The sequence below is a fragment of the Pseudomonas sp. FW305-3-2-15-C-LB1 genome (genome assembly GCF_058787615.1).
Genome location: NZ_JBYSZX010000018.1, coordinates 17,135 through 33,794 on the forward strand (window position 1 = coordinate 17,135; position 16,660 = coordinate 33,794).

Consider the following 16,660-nt stretch of genomic DNA (forward strand, 5'->3'; position numbering starts at 1 on the left):
CCGGCGGTGCCAATTTAGTGCGCGCAACCCGGGCTTGAACCGCTTTGGTGCTTTTTGCCTTACTGCAGGCCTGCCAACTTCCATGGAAAATGTGCAAAGTGCAGTGGACACGCTTGTCCACAGCTCCAACACCCTGTTTATCCTGATCGGTGCGGTCATGGTCCTGGCCATGCACGCTGGCTTCGCCTTCCTCGAAGTCGGCACGGTGCGCCAGAAGAACCAGGTCAACGCCCTGTCGAAGATCCTCAGCGACTTCGCCATCTCCACCCTGGCCTATTTCTTTATAGGCTATTGGATCTCCTACGGGGTGAGCTTCATGCAACCGGCGGCAGTGATCAGCGCCGACCATGGCTACGGCCTGGTGAAGTTCTTCTTCTTGCTGACTTTCGCGGCAGCGATCCCGGCGATCATTTCCGGGGGGATTGCCGAGCGTGCACGGTTTGCGCCGCAACTCTGCGCAACCGCGTTGATCGTGGCGTTTATCTACCCGTTTTTCGAAGGCGTGGTGTGGAACGGCAATTTCGGTCTGCAGGCCTGGTTGCTCGCAACCTTCGGCGCCAGCTTCCATGATTTCGCCGGCTCCGTGGTGGTCCACGCCATGGGCGGCTGGCTGGCGCTGGCGGCGGTGTTGCTGCTTGGCCCGCGCAACGGGCGCTACCGCGAAGGGCGCCTGGTGGCGTTCGCGCCGTCGAGCATTCCGTTCCTGGCATTGGGGTCGTGGATCCTGATTGTCGGCTGGTTTGGTTTCAACGTGATGAGTGCGCAAACGTTGAATGGCGTCAGTGGCCTGGTGGCGGTCAACTCGCTGATGGCCATGGTTGGCGGCACCGTCGCGGCTTTGATCATCGGCCGCAACGATCCGGGTTTCCTGCATAACGGCCCGCTGGCCGGGCTGGTGGCCATCTGTGCGGGTTCCGACCTGATGCACCCGGTGGGCGCACTGGTCACTGGCGCAGTCGCCGGTGGTTTGTTCGTGTGGTTCTTTATCGCCGCCCAGGATCGCTGGAAGATCGACGACGTGCTGGGCGTGTGGCCGCTGCACGGCCTGTGCGGCGTGTGGGGTGGCATTGCCTGCGGCATCTTCGGCCAGACGGCACTGGGGGGCCTGGGCGGTGTCAGCCTGGTCAGCCAGCTGATCGGCACTGCCCTTGGTGTGCTGGTCGCGCTGGTCGGTGGCCTGCTGGTGTACGGCGTGATCAAGCGCGTGCACGGGCTGCGCCTGAGCCAGGAAGAGGAGTATTACGGCGCGGACCTGTCGATCCACAAGATCGGCGCGGTCAGTCAGGATTGATCGGCTCGTCTGCCTGGCGATAAAAACCGTGCAGCAGGCGGTAGCGGTTGTGTCGCACATCGTCAACCCGCGCCTGCACCTGTTGGTCCGGCAGGCCCAGCAGGATCAGGGCGTGGGAGGCGAGCATCAGGCTTGACTCCAACAGTTCGGGCACCACTTCGCTGGCGCCTGCGGCCTTCAGTTCAGCCAGTTGGCTGTCATCGCGGGTGCGCACCAGGATCGGCACTTCGGTGTTGATCCGGCGTGCTTCCTTCAACACCACCAGCGCGACATCGGTGTTGTCCACCGCAATCACCACCAACCGCGCGCGTTCCAGGCCGACCGCACTGAGCAAGGCGCCACGCCGGCAATCACCGTAGTGCACGCTGCTGTCTTCGGTGGCGGCTTCCTGTACCCGTTCCGGGTCGTCATCCAGAGCGATGAATGCCTGTTGTTCCTGGCGCAGAAAGCGCCCGATGGATTGGCCGACGCGACCATAGCCGCAGATCACCGCGTGACCGTGCAGCTCGGCGTTGAGCGCGGTGATGGCTTCCAGTTGTACTTGCTGGTTGGGCTTGCGGTGCAGGCGCAGGGCAATGCCCGGCGCGGCACGCAGCAGCAGCGGCGTCAGTAGCATCGAGCAGAAGGTGGCGGCGAGCAGCAAGCCGTTGAATTCATCCGGGATCAACCGGCTCTGTTGCATCTGTGCCATCAATGCAAAGCAGAACTCGCCGCCCTGGGCCAGCGCCAGGCCGCTGCGCCAGGCGGTTTCGCTGTCGCTGCCGCGCAGCTTGACCAGCGCGGCGACCACACAGCCCTTGACCAGCATCAGGGTGAGGGTCAGGGCGAGGATCAACAGGCTGTGGCTGACGAACAGTTGCAGGTCGATCAGCATACCGATGCTGACGAAAAACAGCCCCAGCAGGATGTCGCGAAACGGACGGATATCTGCCTCGATCTGATGGCGGTAGTGGCTTTCTCCCAACAGCATGCCGGCCAGGAACGCGCCGAGGGCAGGGGAGAGCCCCAGCAGGTGGGTGAGCCAGGCGGTCAGCAACACAATCACCAGCGCCAGCAGTACGAACAACTCGGCCGAATGGGAGGCGGCGACTTCATGAAACAAGCGCGGCAACAACCAGCGACTGGCGAGCAGCAAGCCGACAAACAACACCACGGTCTTGCCCAGGGTCAGTGGCAGCGCCCAGTACCAGGCTTGTTCACCGGTGCCGGCAAACACCGGCACCAGGGTCAGCAACAGCACCGCTACCACATCCTGGAACAGCAACACGCCAATCGCGTTCTGGCCATGGCTGCTGAAGATTTCACCGAGGCTGGTCAACTCCTTGCTGACGATGGCCGTGGATGACAGCGCCAGCCCTGCGCCCAGTAACAACGCGACGCCTGGCGCCACACCCAGGATCATCAACAAGATGCCCAGCAGCGCCCCGCAGCCCAATACCTGCAAACTGCCCAGGCCAAACACCACGCGGCGCAGGGCGAGCATCTTGGTCAGGGAGAACTCCAGGCCCAGGGAGAACAGCAGGAACACCACGCCCAGTTCGGCGAGGTCGGGCAGCTCTTCGCTGTCATTCACCCAGTCCAGTGCGGTGGGTCCTACGGCCAGGCCGACGCACAAGTAGCCCAGCACCGGCGGCAGTTGCAGCCGGCGAAACAGCGCAATCACCACCAGGGATGAGGCCAGAATGATCAGCAGGTTGGCAAACACACGCATCTCCGTTGCAAGGGGGCAGGCAAAAAGCCGCGAGAATCGCTGAAACAGTTATAGGCCATGGTGACCTGGGTCAGGGTTTTTGGGGGCTGGTTTCTCGCCACAGATTTTCGTCAGGCTTAGAATGTTGGCCTACTTTCTGATCAGGTCCATTCGTCATGCTTCCTGAATGCCAGCTATTCGGCACCCTGGGTTGCCATCTGTGTGAAATCGCCGAAGCCGAAATCATGCCGCTCGTCGAACACGGGTTGCTGGTGGAACTGGTGGATATCGCCGACCCCGACGACCTGACCGAAGCCTACGGCCTGCGGATTCCGGTACTTCGCAGAGTGGACACCGGGGCGGAACTGGATTGGCCATTTGACTCACAACAGGTCGTGGCCTTCCTTCGTTGAGTTTATGCGATGGCAGGTTTCCAAATATTAAGTTACTGTATGTTTGTACAGCGATTGAGTAGAGGGAACGCCCGTGGTGAATGTTGAACAACTGAAAAGCAGCGTCAATCGCATGTCCGCCGATGTCGTGCGCGACGCGGTGAACGAGCTGCGCCTCGATGGCCTGGTCACAGAAGGCAAGACGCCTTTTAACAAGGTGCATTTCAATACCTGCTTTGCCGAGATCGAGGCGCTGTTCCAGCGTGCCGGTTACCACAAGCAATTGGATGTGGTGGGTTACCAGGGCTTGTTGTACGCGTTGTACGATCCAGGCCGCTGGGAAGCGGTGGACGTGCTGCGCTGGCTCAAGGAATTCACCGAGGCCGCCAGTGCCTCGCCGATTCTGCGGGCGGAGCTGGCCAAGGCTTGAGATCCGCCCTAGGCTCAAGCCCGCCCGATGCGGGATAATGCCCGCCGATTTTCCCAGGCTTCGAGCATTTCATGTCCACTTCCGTTTTTATCGCCTCCGAGCACCAAGCCAGCACCCTGTATTTGCCGCCCGGTCCTTGGGCGACGGTGCTCGATTGCCTCTGCGAGCACTTCCCGGCGATCGGCCGTGGACAGTGGCTTGACCGCATCGCCCGTGGCAGGGTGCTGGACATCAACGGCAGCCCCATCAGGCTGGACTTGGCCTACAAGGAAGGCCTGTGTATCTATTACTTCCGCGAAGTGCCCAACGAGAAAGTCATCCCGGTGCAGGAAACCATCCTGTACGCCGACGAGCACTTGGTGGTCGCTGACAAACCGCACTTCCTGCCCGTGACCCCCGCCGGTGAATACGTCGAGCAAACGCTGCTGCGGCGCTTGATTCGCCAGTTGGATAACCCATCGCTGGTGCCCCTGCACCGCATCGACCGGCATACGGCGGGGCTGGTGCTGTTCTCGGCCAACCCGGCCAGCCGCTCGGCGTATCAGCAACTGTTTCCCACACGCCAGATCGACAAGTTCTACGAAGCCATCGCTCCGGCCCTGCCGAACCTGACGTTCCCCCTGGTGCATAAAAGCCGCCTTGTCGATGGCGAGCCGTTCTTTCGCATGCAGGAAGGGCCTGGCGCGAGTAACACCGAAACGGCGGTGGAAGTGCGGGAAAAAAACGGTGATCTATGGCGCTATGGCCTGTTTCCCGTAACCGGCAAGAAACACCAGTTGCGTGTGCACATGACCGCACTCGGTGCGAGTATCTGCAACGACCCGTTCTACCCGGACGTGATCAAGGACGCCGTGGACGATTACGCCAACCCCCTCAAACTGTTGGCCCAGGGCGTACGGTTTATCGACCCGGTCACAGGTGTCGAGCGCAACTTGCGCAGCCAGATCACCCTCGACTGGTAACTGCCAGAAACGACAAGGCCCGCGCGAGGCGGGCCTTGATGGCAAACGCTAAGACTTACAAGTCTTTGACGGTGCGAACCTGATCTTTGTTGATGCGGGTGCGTTTGCCGTCAAGCTGTTCGAATTCGTAGAAACCCGAATCTTCGTTGTATTTAGGGGTGTCGACGGCCTGGATTTCGCGACCGTCATTCAGGGTGATCACTGTCGGCGAGGCACAACCGGCGAGGGTGGCGAGGCCCAGTGCAAGCATGAGAGCGGCGATGGTCCGTTGAGTCATGAGTTTGTCTCCGAGATAATTCTTTTGAATAGCTGACCTTGTGACGCTCACGGCGTCGACAAAGTTCCGGGTGCGAGGTTCATTCTGACACGCCCGGGCGCGTCTGTAACAGCTCCGGCGTATTAAGGTTGGCCAGGCGCGGGTCATCCGCCGGGCACTCCAGGCCCACGCCGCCCAGTTGCAGGAAGAGCTTGCGCGGGCTGCGCTCACCGGCTTGCCAGGCGCTCTCCACCGCGTCCCGCAGGGCGGTGGGGAGGATGCAGATCAGCGGCTCCCAGAACTCACCATGGCGTACCATCACCGGCAGCCGAGGGTTGCGCCGTGCAGTGTCACACAGGCCGGCGAGCAACCCTGCGTCGATATGCGGCACATCGCACGGCAGTATCAACAGGTGTGTGTGGCGCGCAGCGGCGAGTCCTGCGCGGATACCGGCAAGCGGGCCGGGAAAATCCGGGCTGTCGTCGTTCACCAGTTGGTCGGCGTACGCGGCGTAGTGCTCCAGGTTGCGGTTGCACGAGATGATCAGGTCATCCGTCAGCGGCCGCACCAGGCGCTGCAGATGGGCGATCAAGGGCTGACCATGCCATTCCAGCAGGCCTTTGTCCTGGCCGCCCATGCGCTGGCCACGCCCACCGGACAGCAGCAAGACCGAACAGGGCAGTGATGATGAATCGATAGGCATGGCGGTTCCGCAGCGGCAGTAAAAGGGGGGGCTGTGATATAACATCGGGCTGTTCCTTCGACAACCGGACCGTGCCATGAAAGCCAAGGCAGATGCGCCCTTCGTACCCCTGAATATCGCTGTATTGACCGTCAGCGACACCCGCACCCTCGACACCGATACCTCCGGCCAGGTCTTTGTCGACCGCCTCACCGCTGCCGGCCATAACCTGGCCGAACGCGTGCTGCTCAAGGACGACCTCTACAAGATCCGCGCCCAGGTCGCCCACTGGATCGCCGAAGACGTGGTGCAAGTCGTGCTGATCACCGGCGGCACCGGCTTTACCGGCCGTGACAGCACCCCCGAAGCCGTGAGCTGCCTGCTGGACAAGCAGGTCGATGGTTTTGGCGAACTGTTCCGCCAGATCTCCGTGGCGGACATCGGCACCTCTACGGTGCAGTCCCGCGCCCTGGCCGGCCTGGCCAATGGCACCCTGGTGTGCTGCCTGCCAGGTTCCACCAATGCCGTGCGCACCGGTTGGGACGGTATCCTCGCCGAGCAATTGGACAACCGTCACCGCCCATGCAACTTCGTCCCGCACCTGAAACAGGCCGAGCCTTGTGAATCCCGTGGGTAAGCCGGGCAAGACCGGCGCCCTGATGCCGGTGGAAGACGCGTTGGCGCAACTGCTGGCCATGGCCGAAGCCGCACCGATCCGCGAGCAGGAAACCTTGCCCCTTGCGCACTGCGACGGGCGTGTATTGGCCTTGGACCTGGTCTCCACCCTCGACCTGCCACCCTGGCCGAACAGCGCCATGGACGGCTATGCCGTGCGTCTGTCGGACTGGACCGGCGAGCCCCTGGTGGTCAGTCAGCGCATCTTCGCAGGCCAGGCGCCGCAACCTTTGGCTGCGGGCACCTGCGCGCGCATCTTTACCGGCGCCCCGGTACCCGAAGGCGCCGACTGCGTGGAGATGCAGGAAAACGCCGTGGTCCATGCCGACGAGCGCGTGAGCTTCACCGAACCCCTGCACCTCGACCAGAACATCCGTCCACAAGGCCAGGAAACCACTGCAGGCGAGCTGGTTTTGTCGGCAGGTACGCGCCTGGGTCCGATTGAACTCGGACTTGCCGCCTCCCTGGGTCGTGACCGCCTGGACGTGGTGCGCCGCCCGCGTGTGGCGGTGCTGTCCACCGGTGACGAATTGATCGAGCCGGGCCTGCCACTGGGGCCGGGACAGATCTACAACAGCAATCGGCGGGGGCTGTGCTCGTGGTTGACCCGTATTGGCTGTGAAGTGATCGACGCCGGCATCCTGCCCGACGACCTTGAGCAAACCCGTACGCGCCTGGGCGACCTGGGCAGTGTCGACCTGATCCTGTCAACCGGCGGCGTGTCGGTGGGCGAGGCGGATTTCCTCGGCATTGCCCTGCGCGAAGAGGGCGAACTGGCCCTGTGGAAACTGGCGATCAAACCGGGCAAGCCGCTGACGTTCGGGCATTTTCGTGGCGTGCCGGTGATCGGCCTGCCAGGCAATCCGGCGTCGACGCTGGTGACCTTTGCGCTGTTGGCCCGGCCTTATCTGCTGCGCCGCCAAGGTGTGCAGGATGTCGAGCCGTTGCGTTTCGAAGTGCCGGTGGGCTTCACATGGCCTAAACCTGGCAACCGTCGCGAGTACCTGCGTGGTCGCATCGAACAGGGCAAGGCGATCATCTACCGCAACCAGAGCTCTGGTGTGCTGCGCAGCGCGGCGTGGGCGGAGGGGTTTGTCGAGGTGTTGGAAGGCACGACGCTGGCGATCGGCGATCGGGTCAACTTCATCCCGCTCAGTGAAGTCCTGAACTGACCCAATCCAAATATGGGAGAGGGCAAGCCCCCCTCCCACATTTGGATCTTCATATGCCTCAGTAATCGTCGCCGCGTTCGGTGATGTCGCGCTCCACCGGCCCCGCATCCGGGTCATACCCCACCGGGAACTTGCCCTTCAACGTCCAGGCAAACGCAATGATCTCGGCAATCGTGCGGTACAGCTCCTCGGGAATACTGTCGCCCAGCTCCATCCGTGCCAGCAGCTTGACCAGTTCGGCGTTTTCGTAGATCGGTACTTCATTTTCCCGCGCCAGCTTCAGGATTGCTTCGGCCAGGGCGTCATCGCCCTTGGCCGTCAGCGTGGGTGCCTGCTGGCCGTCGTACTTGAGGGCAATCGCCTGGCGCGGCGGTGTCGGGTTCTTCATGCGGTTTCATCCACCCAGCGTTGTTCCAGTCCGGTTTTCGGCCCGCGCGGTGGGATGCCGAGGTGGCAATCGAGGTCGCCGACGTTGATGCCCGAGGTCACCAGGCGTTCGCGCAGGGTGCCCAGGTGGCTTTCGATCAGGCTGGCGGTGAAGGGGCGGGAGGCCCACAGCTGGCTGGAGAGTTTGCCCTGGATCAATTGTGCCTGGACCTGCAACGGCCCGAGCGGCTCCATGTCGAAAGCCAGTTCGACGCGCCAGAGCATCTGCTTGGCGTCCTTTTTCTCCTTGCGTTCGGGCTGGTCCTTGTCCGGTGCCTGTTCTTCGCGCTGGAACTTGACCTGCAACGGCACGATGTCCTGCAACGTGCGCATGGGGATTTCCAGTTGCCAGGTGGTTTGCAAGCGGCCGTCGGCAGTCGTGCCGGTCTGTTCCAGGCTCGACAGCTGATGGCTTTGTAGGCGTGAGATGGCTCCGGCGGCCAGGCGCAGCAGGTTTTCCAGGTCGCCTTCGCCTTCCAGTTTCGCCATCAGCCGTTCAGGCAGCGGGAAGCTGGCAGGTATCTGGCGGGCGCTGACTTGGCCGAGGGTATTCAAAGGGCTGCGCACGAAGTTGGGCAGCGCCTGGGCCAGGGTGTTGGCGGCGAGGATCGCTGTCATGTTGGTGCTGGCGGGCAGGGCAGGCAACAGGTCCGCGACCAGGCGCAGCAACGCACCCTTCATGTCCAACGGCGGAATTTGCGGGTTCTGCCCGGCGAGCAGCTTGGCTTCAAGGAAGGCGCCGCTGTTCTGGATGACTTGCGCCAGTACCTTGGGGTTGCTGACCTGCGCCAGGTCCGGCAGGGCAGCCAGCAGGCGGTCGGCGGCGGCGCGCAGGTCGGCGGAAGTACTGTCGCCGCGTGGCAGGTTTTGCAGGGCGGTGACGACTGCATCCAGCGAGCCCTGGCGACTCTGTTGGGTCGACAGTTGCTGGCTGACGGCCAGTTGATCCTTGAGCCCGCTCAGCGGCACAAAGCTCAGGGTCTGCGCGTTCTGCACCACGGCGCTGAGCAGGCTGCCGACGCGCAGGGGCTGAGGGCTTTCCACGGTCAGGGTCGCGCCCGCCAGGGCGTTGTTGAGCACAGTGACCAGCGAGCGGTAGATCGCCGGCTGCGCTGTGCCCTGGGGCAGCATCTGGGTGGTCAGCACCTTGGCCTGCAACAGCGTGCCTACCGGCATCTGGTTTGTGTCAATGCGGGTGAGGGCGGCGACATTGGCGCTCAAGGCCTGCTGCAGGCTGAGGGTCAGGTTGCCCGCAGTCGTCTGGCTCACTGCCACATTGCTGCCCAGCGGCAGTGGTTGGGGGCTGCTGGCCTGTACCAGGGTCTGGCGGCCGCCTTCCAGGGTCAATTTGAGCAGCAACTGGAAGGCTTCCCCGCCTTGTTTCAGGGCGATGACTTCAGCGTTCGCGGTTTTGCCAGGGTCGATCAGGCCGATCTGCGGCTCCAGCAGTTTCAGCAGCTCGCCGGCCGCGGGTGCGGGGCCAGGCCCGGCTGTCGGGGCGGGTGCAAGCGTAGGAAGGTTGATCTCACCGGTCATCGCGCGCGTCGTCTCTGGGGAAATTGCCCTCTTTAGAGTAGGGCATCACATGTATAATGCCGCCCGTCTGCAACGAGAGCGGTAAAAACCTCACAACTATTTGATCCAGCTCTCTAAAATCGGTCGCCAAAGCCGTTATTGTGCATTTCTCTTTAACGGCCGCTGCACCGCCGACTTGAACCGTAAAGGCCCGCGATCTTTTGACCAGCCCTCTTCTTGAAGCCGTAGCGCTTGCCTGTGAACGCGACCTGCGCCTGCTGTTCGAGCACCTCGAACTGCGGCTCAAGGGCGGCGACATGGTGCAGATCAGCGGCCCCAACGGCAGCGGCAAGACCAGTTTGCTGCGCCTGCTGGCCGGGCTGATGCAGCCGACCGCCGGTGAGGTTCGACTCAACGGCAAGCCCCTCAACGAACAACGCAGCGAACTTGCCCGCAACCTGGTGTGGATCGGCCACGCCGCCGGCATCAAGGACGTACTGACCGCCGAGGAAAACCTCAGTTGGCTCAGCGCCCTGCATCATCCCGCTTCCCGCGATGCCATCTGGCAGGCCCTGGCCGCTGTCGGCCTGAAGGGTTTCGAGGACGTTCCCTGTCACACCTTGTCCGCCGGCCAGCAGCGCCGCGTGGCCCTGGCGCGTTTGTATCTGCCCGGCCCGCCGCTGTGGATTCTCGACGAACCCTTCACCGCCCTCGATAAACAGGGCGTCGCCCAGTTGGAAGAGCACCTGGCCCGGCATTGCGAGCAGGGCGGTCTGGTCGTTCTCACCACTCATCACACCCTCAATCGCGTGCCCGCCGGTTATCGTGACTTGGACCTGGGGCGGTGGTCGCTATGAGCGTATTCGGCCTGTTGGTTGCCCGCGAAGCACGCTTGCTCTGCCGTCGCCCCGCCGAACTGGCTAACCCGCTGGTGTTCTTCGCGATTGTCATCGCGCTGTTCCCGCTGGCGGTTGGCCCCGAGACTAAACTGTTGCAAACCTTGTCCCCAGGACTGGTGTGGGTGGCCGCGCTTTTATCGGTCCTGCTCTCGCTGGACGGGCTGTTTCGCAGTGATTTCGAAGACGGTTCCCTGGAACAGTGGGTCCTTTCGTCGCACCCCCTGCCACTTCTGGTTCTGGCCAAGGTACTGGCACACTGGGCTTTTTCCGGCCTCGCGCTAGTCTTGCTCTCGCCGCTGCTGGCGATGATGCTCGGGTTGCCCACCGAATGCCTGCCGATCCTGCTGCTGAGCCTGTTGCTCGGTACGCCGGTGCTCAGCCTGTTGGGCGCGGTAGGCGCGGCATTGACCGTGGGTTTGAAGCGGGGCGGCCTGCTGCTGGCCCTGTTGATTCTGCCTTTGTACATCCCGGTATTGATCCTGGGCAGCGGTGCCTTGCAAGCCGCGCTCATGGGCATGCCAGCGACCGGTTACCTGTTGTGGCTGGGTAGCCTGACCGCCCTGGCGGTCACCCTGACACCCTTTGCTATAGCGGCCGGCCTGAAGATCAGCGTCGGCGAATAATGAGGTCTGGTTAAGCGTTGTCTTAACCAGTAAAGACCCTAAGCTTTTCGCAACGACGAAAAGCAACCGTGATGGAAACAGCAATGAACTGGACCTGGTTTCACAAGCTCGGCTCGCCCAAATGGTTCTATGGCATCAGCGGCAAGCTGTTGCCGTGGTTGAGCGTAGCCGCCGTGTTGCTGATCGGCATCGGCCTGGTCTGGGGCCTGGCCTTCGCGCCGCCGGATTACCAGCAAGGCAACAGCTTTCGCATCATTTATATCCACGTACCTGCCGCGATGCTGGCCCAGTCCTGCTACGTGATGCTGGCGGTGTGCGGCGTTGTCGGCCTGGTGTGGAAGATGAAACTGGCGGATGTGGCCCTGCAATGCGCCGCGCCCATCGGCGCCTGGATGACCGCCGTGGCGCTGGTCACCGGCGCGATCTGGGGCAAGCCCACCTGGGGCTCGTGGTGGGTGTGGGATGCGCGACTAACGTCCATGTTGATCCTGCTGTTCCTGTACTTCGGTCTGATTGCCCTGGGCAACGCGATCAGCAATCGTGACAGCGCCGCCAAGGCTTGCGCGGTGCTGGCGATTGTCGGCGTGATCAACATCCCGATCATCAAATACTCGGTGGAGTGGTGGAACACCCTGCACCAGGGCGCCACCTTCACCCTCACCGAAAAACCGGCGATGCCGGTAGAGATGTGGGCGCCGCTGCTATTGATGGTGCTGGGGTTCTACTGCTTCTTCGGCGCCGTGCTGCTGCTGCGCATGCGCCTCGAAGTGCTCAAGCGTGAAGCCCGTACCAGTTGGGTCAAGGCCGAAGTGCAAAGCAGCCTGGGAGCGCGTGGATGAGTTTTGCTTCTTTCAGCGAGTTTCTCGCCATGGGCCATCACGGCCTGTACGTCTGGACCGCCTATGGCATCTGCCTGGCGGTGCTGGCCCTCAACGTCGCCGCGCCGATCCTGGCCCGCAAGCGTTACCTGCAACAAGAGGCGCGTCGTCTGCGCCGGGAGACCGAAAAGTGAATCCGCTGCGTAGAAAGCGTCTGTTGATCATCCTTACCATCCTGGTGGGCGTCGGCATTGCCGTGGGCCTTGCCTTGAGCGCCTTGCAACAGAACATCAACCTGTTCTACACCCCGACTCAGATCGCCAACGGCGAAGCGCCGGTGGACACGCGGATTCGCGCCGGCGGCATGGTGGAGAAGGGCTCGCTGAAACGCTCTGCCGACTCCCTCGACGTCACCTTCGTGGTCACCGACTTCAATAAAGCCGTGACCATCACCTACCGCGGCATCCTCCCGGACCTGTTCCGCGAAGGCCAGGGCATCGTCGCCCTGGGCAAGCTCAACGCGGATGGTGTAGTGGTGGCTGATGAAGTGCTGGCCAAGCACGATGAGAAATACATGCCGCCGGAAGTCACCAAGGCGTTGAAAGACAGCGGCCAGTCGGCTCCAACACCTGCCAAGGAGGGCTAAGCCATGACGTCCGCACTGTTTATTCCGGAGTTGGGCCAGTTGGCGATGATCCTCGCCCTGTGCTTTGCCATCGTCCAGGCCGTGGTGCCGTTGCTCGGTGCCTGGCGTGGCGACCGTTTGTGGATGAGCCTGGCGCAGCCGGCGGCCTGGGGCCAGTTTGCTTTCCTGCTGTTCGCGTTTGGCTGCCTGACCTATGCCTTCATGACCGACGACTTTTCCGTCGCCTATGTGGCCAACAACTCCAACAGCGCGTTGCCCTGGTACTTCAAGTTCAGCGCCGTGTGGGGCGCCCACGAAGGCTCGCTGCTGCTGTGGGCGCTGATCCTCGGCGGCTGGACCTTTGCCGTGTCGGTGTTCTCGCGCCAACTGCCGCAAGTGATGCTGGCCCGGGTGCTGGCGGTGATGGGCATGATCAGCATCGGCTTTCTGTTGTTCCTGATCATGACCTCCAACCCGTTCAGCCGCATCCTGCCGCAGATCCCGGCGGACGGGCATGACCTCAACCCTTTGCTGCAAGACATCGGCCTGATCGTGCACCCGCCGATGCTCTACATGGGCTACGTGGGTTTCTCCGTGGCTTTTGCCTTCGCCATTGCCGCCTTGCTGGGTGGGCGCCTCGATGCGGCCTGGGCGCGCTGGTCGCGGCCCTGGACCATCGTCGCCTGGGCGTTCCTCGGGATCGGCATCACCCTGGGTTCGTGGTGGGCTTACTACGAACTCGGCTGGGGCGGTTGGTGGTTCTGGGACCCGGTGGAAAACGCCTCCTTCATGCCCTGGCTGGTGGGTACGGCGCTGATTCACTCGCTGGCCGTCACCGAGAAGCGTGGCGTGTTCAAGAGCTGGACCGTGTTGTTGGCCATCGCCGCGTTTTCCCTCAGCCTGCTCGGCACCTTCCTCGTGCGTTCGGGGGTGCTGACGTCGGTGCATGCGTTTGCGTCCGACCCGGAGCGCGGCGTGTTCATCCTGATCTTCCTGCTGTTTGTGGTCGGCGGCTCCCTGACCCTGTTCGCCCTGCGCGCCCCGGTGGTCAAGAGCCAGGTCGGCTTCAACCTATGGTCGCGGGAAACCCTGCTGCTGGGCAATAACCTGGTGCTGGTGGTAGCCGCGTCGATGATCCTGCTCGGCACCTTGTATCCGCTGGTGCTGGATGCCCTGAGTGGCGCCAAATTGTCGGTCGGCCCGCCGTACTTCAACGCATTGTTCATCCCACTGATGGGCCTGCTGATGGTGGTAATGGCGGTCGGCGTGCTGGTGCGCTGGAAAGACACCCCGGTCAAATGGCTGGCCGGCATGCTGATGCCGGTTCTGCTGGGCAGTGTGGCCCTGGCGGTGATCGCAGGGGTTGCCTACGGCGACTTCAACTGGGCGGTGCTCGCCACCTTCCTGCTCGCCGCCTGGGTGTTGCTGGCCGGCGTGCGCGATATCTTCGACAAAACCCGCCACAAAGGCCTGATCAAGGGCCTGCCAACCCTGACCCGCAGCTACTGGGGCATGCAGGTCGCCCACATCGGCATCGCCGTGTGCGCCCTCGGTGTGGTGCTGTCCAGCCAGAACAGCGCTGAACGCGACCTGCGCCTGGCGCCGGGCGAGTCCATGGACCTGGCCGGTTACCACTTCATCTTCGAAGGCGCCAGGCACTTCGAAGGGCCGAACTTCACCTCCGACAAAGGCACCGTGCGCGTCGTGCGCAACGGCAAGGAGGTGGCGGTGCTGCACCCGGAAAAACGCCTGTACACCGTGCAGAGCTCGATGATGACCGAAGCCGGGATTGACGCAGGTTTCACCCGTGACCTCTACGTCGCATTGGGTGAACCGCTGGGCGACGGCGCCTGGGCCGTGCGGGTGCATGTGAAGCCGTTTGTGCGCTGGATCTGGTTCGGCGGTTTGCTCACGGGCTTTGGTGGTTTGCTCGCCGCGCTGGACCGGCGTTATCGGGTCAAAGTGAAAAGCCGGGTGCGTGAAGCCCTCGGCCTGCAAGGAGCGGCGGCATGAAGCGTTGGTTGATGGTGGTACCGCTGGCGATGTTTCTGGTGGTGGCGGTATTCCTGTATCGCGGGCTGTACCTGGACCCGGCCGAGCTGCCTTCGGCGATGATCGGCAAACAGTTCCCGGCGTTCAGCCTGCCGACCGTGCAGGGCGACAAGACCCTGACCCAGGCCGACCTGCTGGGCAAACCGGCGCTGGTCAACGTGTGGGGCACCTGGTGCATCTCCTGCCGCGTCGAACACCCGGTGCTGAACAAGCTGGCCGAGAAGGGCGTGGTGATCTACGGCATCAACTACAAGGACGACAATGCCGCCGCCTTGAAATGGCTGGCGGAGTTCCATAACCCGTACCAGTTGGATATCCGCGATGAAGACGGCAACCTCGGTCTGAACCTCGGTGTTTACGGCGCTCCGGAAACCTTCTTTATCGATGCCAAGGGCGTGATCCGCGACAAGTACGTCGGCGTGATCGACGAGGTGGTCTGGCGCGAGCAACTGGCCGCCAAGTACCAGGCCCTGGTCGATGAGGCCAAGCCATGAAGCGTCTGTTAGCTGCTGCGGTCCTGGCGCTCGGATTGGCCGGTGTGGCCCACGCCGCCATCGACACCTACGAATTCGCCAACGACGCCGAGCGCGAGCGTTTTCGCGACCTGACGAAGGAACTGCGCTGCCCCAAGTGCCAGAACCAGGACATCGCCGACTCAAACGCGCCGATTGCCGCCGACCTGCGCAAAGAGATTTTCCGCATGCTGGGGGAGGGCAAGGACAACCAGCAGATCATCGATTTCATGGTCGACCGCTACGGTGATTTCGTGCGCTACAAACCGGCCCTCACTGGCAAGACCGCGCTGCTCTGGTTCGGCCCTGCCGGGCTGTTGCTGGCCGGCGTTGTCGTAATGGCCGTGATCGTGCGCCGCCGCCGCGCCGCGCCAACCGATGGTTCCGACGCGCTGTCCCTGGATGAGCGTAAACGCCTCGACCAATTGCTGGACACCAAGACTGATGATTGATTTCTGGCTCGCAGCCGGCCTGCTGCTTCTGATTGCCCTGAGTTTCCTGTTGATCCCTGTCCTGCGCGGTCGCCGTGCCCAACGTGAAGAGGACCGCACCGCGCTGAACGTGGCGCTGTACCAGGAACGCGTCGCCGAGCTGCAAGTGCAGCAGGACGAAGGCGTATTGAATCCTGCGCAACTCGACACCGGCCGCGCCGAAGCTGCCCGCGAATTGCTGGCCGATACCGAAGGCGTGGAAAAGCCCCGTGAGTCGCGCCTGGGCAAGCCGCTGCCCTTGTTGGCGGCGTTTCTGGTGCCGGTCCTTGGCGTTGCCCTGTACTTGCACTATGGGGCCAGCGACAAGGTCGAACTGACCCGCGAATTCTCCCAGCCGCCGGTGTCCATGGAAGACATGACCCAGCGCCTGGAACGGGCCGCCGCTGCCCAGCCTGATTCGGCGGAAGGCCTGTACTTCCTCGGTCGCGCCTACATGGCCCAGGACCGCTCCGCCGATGCCGCTAAAGTCTTCGAGCGCACCGTGGCCCTGGCCGGGCGTCAACCGGAGTTGCTCGGCCAGTGGGCCCAGGCGCAGTACTTTGCCGACAACAAACAGTGGTCGCCCAAGGTCCAGGCCCTGACCGACGAAGCCTTGAAGCTCGATCCGAAGGAAGTCACCAGCCTCGGCCTGCTGGGTATCGCCGCCTTTGAAGGTCAGCGTTATCAAGAGGCGATCGACTACTGGAATCGATTGCTGGCCCAACTGCCACCGCAAGACAACTCCCGCGCCGCCCTGCAAGGCGGTATCGACCGCGCGGCCGAGAAGCTCAAGGAAAGCGGCGGCACGGTTGCGCAAAAGACCGTGATGAAAGTCCGCGTGGACCTGTCCGCCGAGGCGAAGGCCAAAGCCCTGCCCACCGACAGCGTGTTCATCTTCGCTCGCGCCGTCAGTGGCCCGCCGGCCCCCTTGGCGGCCAAGCGCGTCACTGTCGCCGAACTGCCGATCACCGTCGAACTGGGCGATGCCGACGCGATGATGCCGCAATTGAAACTGTCCAACTTCCCCGAAGTCCAACTGGTTGCGCGCATATCCCGGGCCGGTCAGCCGACCACTGGCGAGTGGATCGGCCGCAGCCAACCCCTGGCCAGCAGTACCACTGCCTTGCAGCAGCTGACCATCGACAGTCCGGACCAGTAAATCGAGGAAAC

20 protein-coding genes are annotated in these 16,660 nt (G+C 62.9%); 15 read left to right on the forward strand and 5 right to left on the reverse strand.

Features of this window, described 5'->3' with window-relative positions:
* Positions 1 to 82 precede the first annotated feature (82 nt).
* Positions 83 to 1,291 (forward strand): ammonium transporter, encoded by a 1,209-nt coding sequence (locus AC3WP7_RS25510; protein WP_071488501.1) that lies wholly within the window; start codon positions 83 to 85, stop codon positions 1,289 to 1,291.
* On the opposite strand, the gene AC3WP7_RS25515 is transcribed toward AC3WP7_RS25510, so the two are convergent.
* Positions 1,278 to 3,002: a cation:proton antiporter gene (locus tag AC3WP7_RS25515; protein ID WP_083351560.1), complete on the reverse strand. Its 1,725-nt coding sequence runs from the start codon at positions 3,000 to 3,002 to the stop codon at positions 1,278 to 1,280. The two genes, AC3WP7_RS25510 and AC3WP7_RS25515, sit on opposite strands and share 14 nt — an antisense overlap.
* Positions 3,003 to 3,157: 155 nt before the next feature.
* On the opposite strand from AC3WP7_RS25515, the gene AC3WP7_RS25520 reads away from it, so the two are divergent.
* The 3 genes from AC3WP7_RS25520 (at position 3,158) to AC3WP7_RS25530 (ending at position 4,765) form a co-directional block, all read left to right on the forward strand.
* Entirely contained in the window at positions 3,158 to 3,394 is a 237-nt protein-coding gene (locus AC3WP7_RS25520) for a glutaredoxin family protein (RefSeq protein WP_058427940.1), read from the forward strand.
* 73 nt (positions 3,395 to 3,467) lie between these two features.
* On the forward strand, positions 3,468 to 3,803 hold the full coding sequence (locus AC3WP7_RS25525) for a hypothetical protein (RefSeq protein ID WP_010565034.1): 336 nt from the start codon (positions 3,468 to 3,470) through the stop codon (positions 3,801 to 3,803).
* A gap of 71 nt (positions 3,804 to 3,874) precedes the next feature.
* The gene (locus AC3WP7_RS25530; RefSeq protein ID WP_092247741.1) at positions 3,875 to 4,765 is read left to right on the forward strand and encodes a pseudouridine synthase; all 891 of its coding nucleotides are present in this window, start codon (positions 3,875 to 3,877) and stop codon (positions 4,763 to 4,765) included.
* Between the two features lie 55 nt (positions 4,766 to 4,820).
* Here the strand turns inward: AC3WP7_RS25530 and AC3WP7_RS25535 are convergent, their stop codons facing one another.
* Positions 4,821 to 5,042: a YgdI/YgdR family lipoprotein gene (locus AC3WP7_RS25535; protein WP_010211805.1), complete on the reverse strand. Its 222-nt coding sequence runs from the start codon at positions 5,040 to 5,042 to the stop codon at positions 4,821 to 4,823.
* Between the two features lie 79 nt (positions 5,043 to 5,121).
* Entirely contained in the window at positions 5,122 to 5,724 is a 603-nt protein-coding gene (gene mobA / locus AC3WP7_RS25540; RefSeq protein ID WP_092247744.1) for a molybdenum cofactor guanylyltransferase MobA, read from the reverse strand.
* A 76-nt stretch (positions 5,725 to 5,800) separates the two neighbouring features.
* Here mobA and moaB point away from each other — a divergent pair, with 76 nt between their 5' ends.
* The gene (moaB, locus tag AC3WP7_RS25545) at positions 5,801 to 6,340 is read left to right on the forward strand and encodes a molybdenum cofactor biosynthesis protein B (protein ID WP_056857153.1); all 540 of its coding nucleotides are present in this window, start codon (positions 5,801 to 5,803) and stop codon (positions 6,338 to 6,340) included.
* Positions 6,324 to 7,550: a molybdopterin molybdotransferase MoeA gene (locus AC3WP7_RS25550; RefSeq protein WP_102592534.1), complete on the forward strand. Its 1,227-nt coding sequence runs from the start codon at positions 6,324 to 6,326 to the stop codon at positions 7,548 to 7,550. The genes moaB and AC3WP7_RS25550 overlap by 17 nt, the downstream gene beginning before the upstream one ends.
* 58 nt (positions 7,551 to 7,608) lie before the next feature.
* Here AC3WP7_RS25550 and AC3WP7_RS25555 read toward each other — a convergent pair whose 3' ends face one another.
* Positions 7,609 to 7,938 (reverse strand): EscU/YscU/HrcU family type III secretion system export apparatus switch protein, encoded by a 330-nt coding sequence (locus AC3WP7_RS25555; RefSeq protein ID WP_092247750.1) that lies wholly within the window; start codon positions 7,936 to 7,938, stop codon positions 7,609 to 7,611.
* Positions 7,935 to 9,512: a flagellar hook-length control protein FliK gene (fliK, locus tag AC3WP7_RS25560; protein WP_102592533.1), complete on the reverse strand. Its 1,578-nt coding sequence runs from the start codon at positions 9,510 to 9,512 to the stop codon at positions 7,935 to 7,937. The genes AC3WP7_RS25555 and fliK overlap by 4 nt, the downstream gene beginning before the upstream one ends.
* 200 nt (positions 9,513 to 9,712) lie before the next feature.
* Between fliK and ccmA the strand changes: the two genes are divergently transcribed.
* From ccmA to ccmI, 9 genes are all read left to right on the forward strand, one after another.
* The gene (gene ccmA / locus AC3WP7_RS25565) at positions 9,713 to 10,348 is read left to right on the forward strand and encodes a cytochrome c biogenesis heme-transporting ATPase CcmA (protein WP_092247756.1); all 636 of its coding nucleotides are present in this window, start codon (positions 9,713 to 9,715) and stop codon (positions 10,346 to 10,348) included.
* Positions 10,345 to 11,013 (forward strand): heme exporter protein CcmB, encoded by a 669-nt coding sequence (ccmB, locus tag AC3WP7_RS25570; protein WP_092247759.1) that lies wholly within the window; start codon positions 10,345 to 10,347, stop codon positions 11,011 to 11,013. The genes ccmA and ccmB overlap by 4 nt, the downstream gene beginning before the upstream one ends.
* Positions 11,014 to 11,096: 83 nt before the next feature.
* The gene (locus AC3WP7_RS25575; RefSeq protein ID WP_058427931.1) at positions 11,097 to 11,852 is read left to right on the forward strand and encodes a heme ABC transporter permease; all 756 of its coding nucleotides are present in this window, start codon (positions 11,097 to 11,099) and stop codon (positions 11,850 to 11,852) included.
* Positions 11,849 to 12,025: a heme exporter protein CcmD gene (gene ccmD, locus AC3WP7_RS25580; RefSeq protein ID WP_061435869.1), complete on the forward strand. Its 177-nt coding sequence runs from the start codon at positions 11,849 to 11,851 to the stop codon at positions 12,023 to 12,025. Before AC3WP7_RS25575 ends, ccmD begins: the two co-directional genes overlap by 4 nt.
* Positions 12,022 to 12,477 carry a cytochrome c maturation protein CcmE gene (gene ccmE / locus AC3WP7_RS25585; RefSeq protein ID WP_102592532.1) on the forward strand — a complete coding sequence of 152 codons (456 nt, stop codon included), beginning with the start codon at positions 12,022 to 12,024 and terminating at the stop codon, positions 12,475 to 12,477. Before ccmD ends, ccmE begins: the two co-directional genes overlap by 4 nt.
* 3 nt (positions 12,478 to 12,480) lie before the next feature.
* Positions 12,481 to 14,469, forward strand: a complete 1,989-nt coding sequence (locus AC3WP7_RS25590) for a heme lyase CcmF/NrfE family subunit (RefSeq protein WP_093123229.1) — start codon at positions 12,481 to 12,483, stop codon at positions 14,467 to 14,469.
* Positions 14,466 to 15,002: a DsbE family thiol:disulfide interchange protein gene (locus tag AC3WP7_RS25595; RefSeq protein ID WP_071488488.1), complete on the forward strand. Its 537-nt coding sequence runs from the start codon at positions 14,466 to 14,468 to the stop codon at positions 15,000 to 15,002. The genes AC3WP7_RS25590 and AC3WP7_RS25595 overlap by 4 nt, the downstream gene beginning before the upstream one ends.
* Entirely contained in the window at positions 14,999 to 15,472 is a 474-nt protein-coding gene (locus AC3WP7_RS25600; RefSeq protein ID WP_071488487.1) for a cytochrome c-type biogenesis protein, read from the forward strand. The genes AC3WP7_RS25595 and AC3WP7_RS25600 overlap by 4 nt, the downstream gene beginning before the upstream one ends.
* A complete protein-coding gene (gene ccmI / locus AC3WP7_RS25605; RefSeq protein ID WP_092247768.1) occupies positions 15,465 to 16,649 on the forward strand; it encodes a c-type cytochrome biogenesis protein CcmI in 1,185 nt (394 codons plus the stop codon). The genes AC3WP7_RS25600 and ccmI overlap by 8 nt, the downstream gene beginning before the upstream one ends.
* Positions 16,650 to 16,660 lie beyond the last annotated feature (11 nt).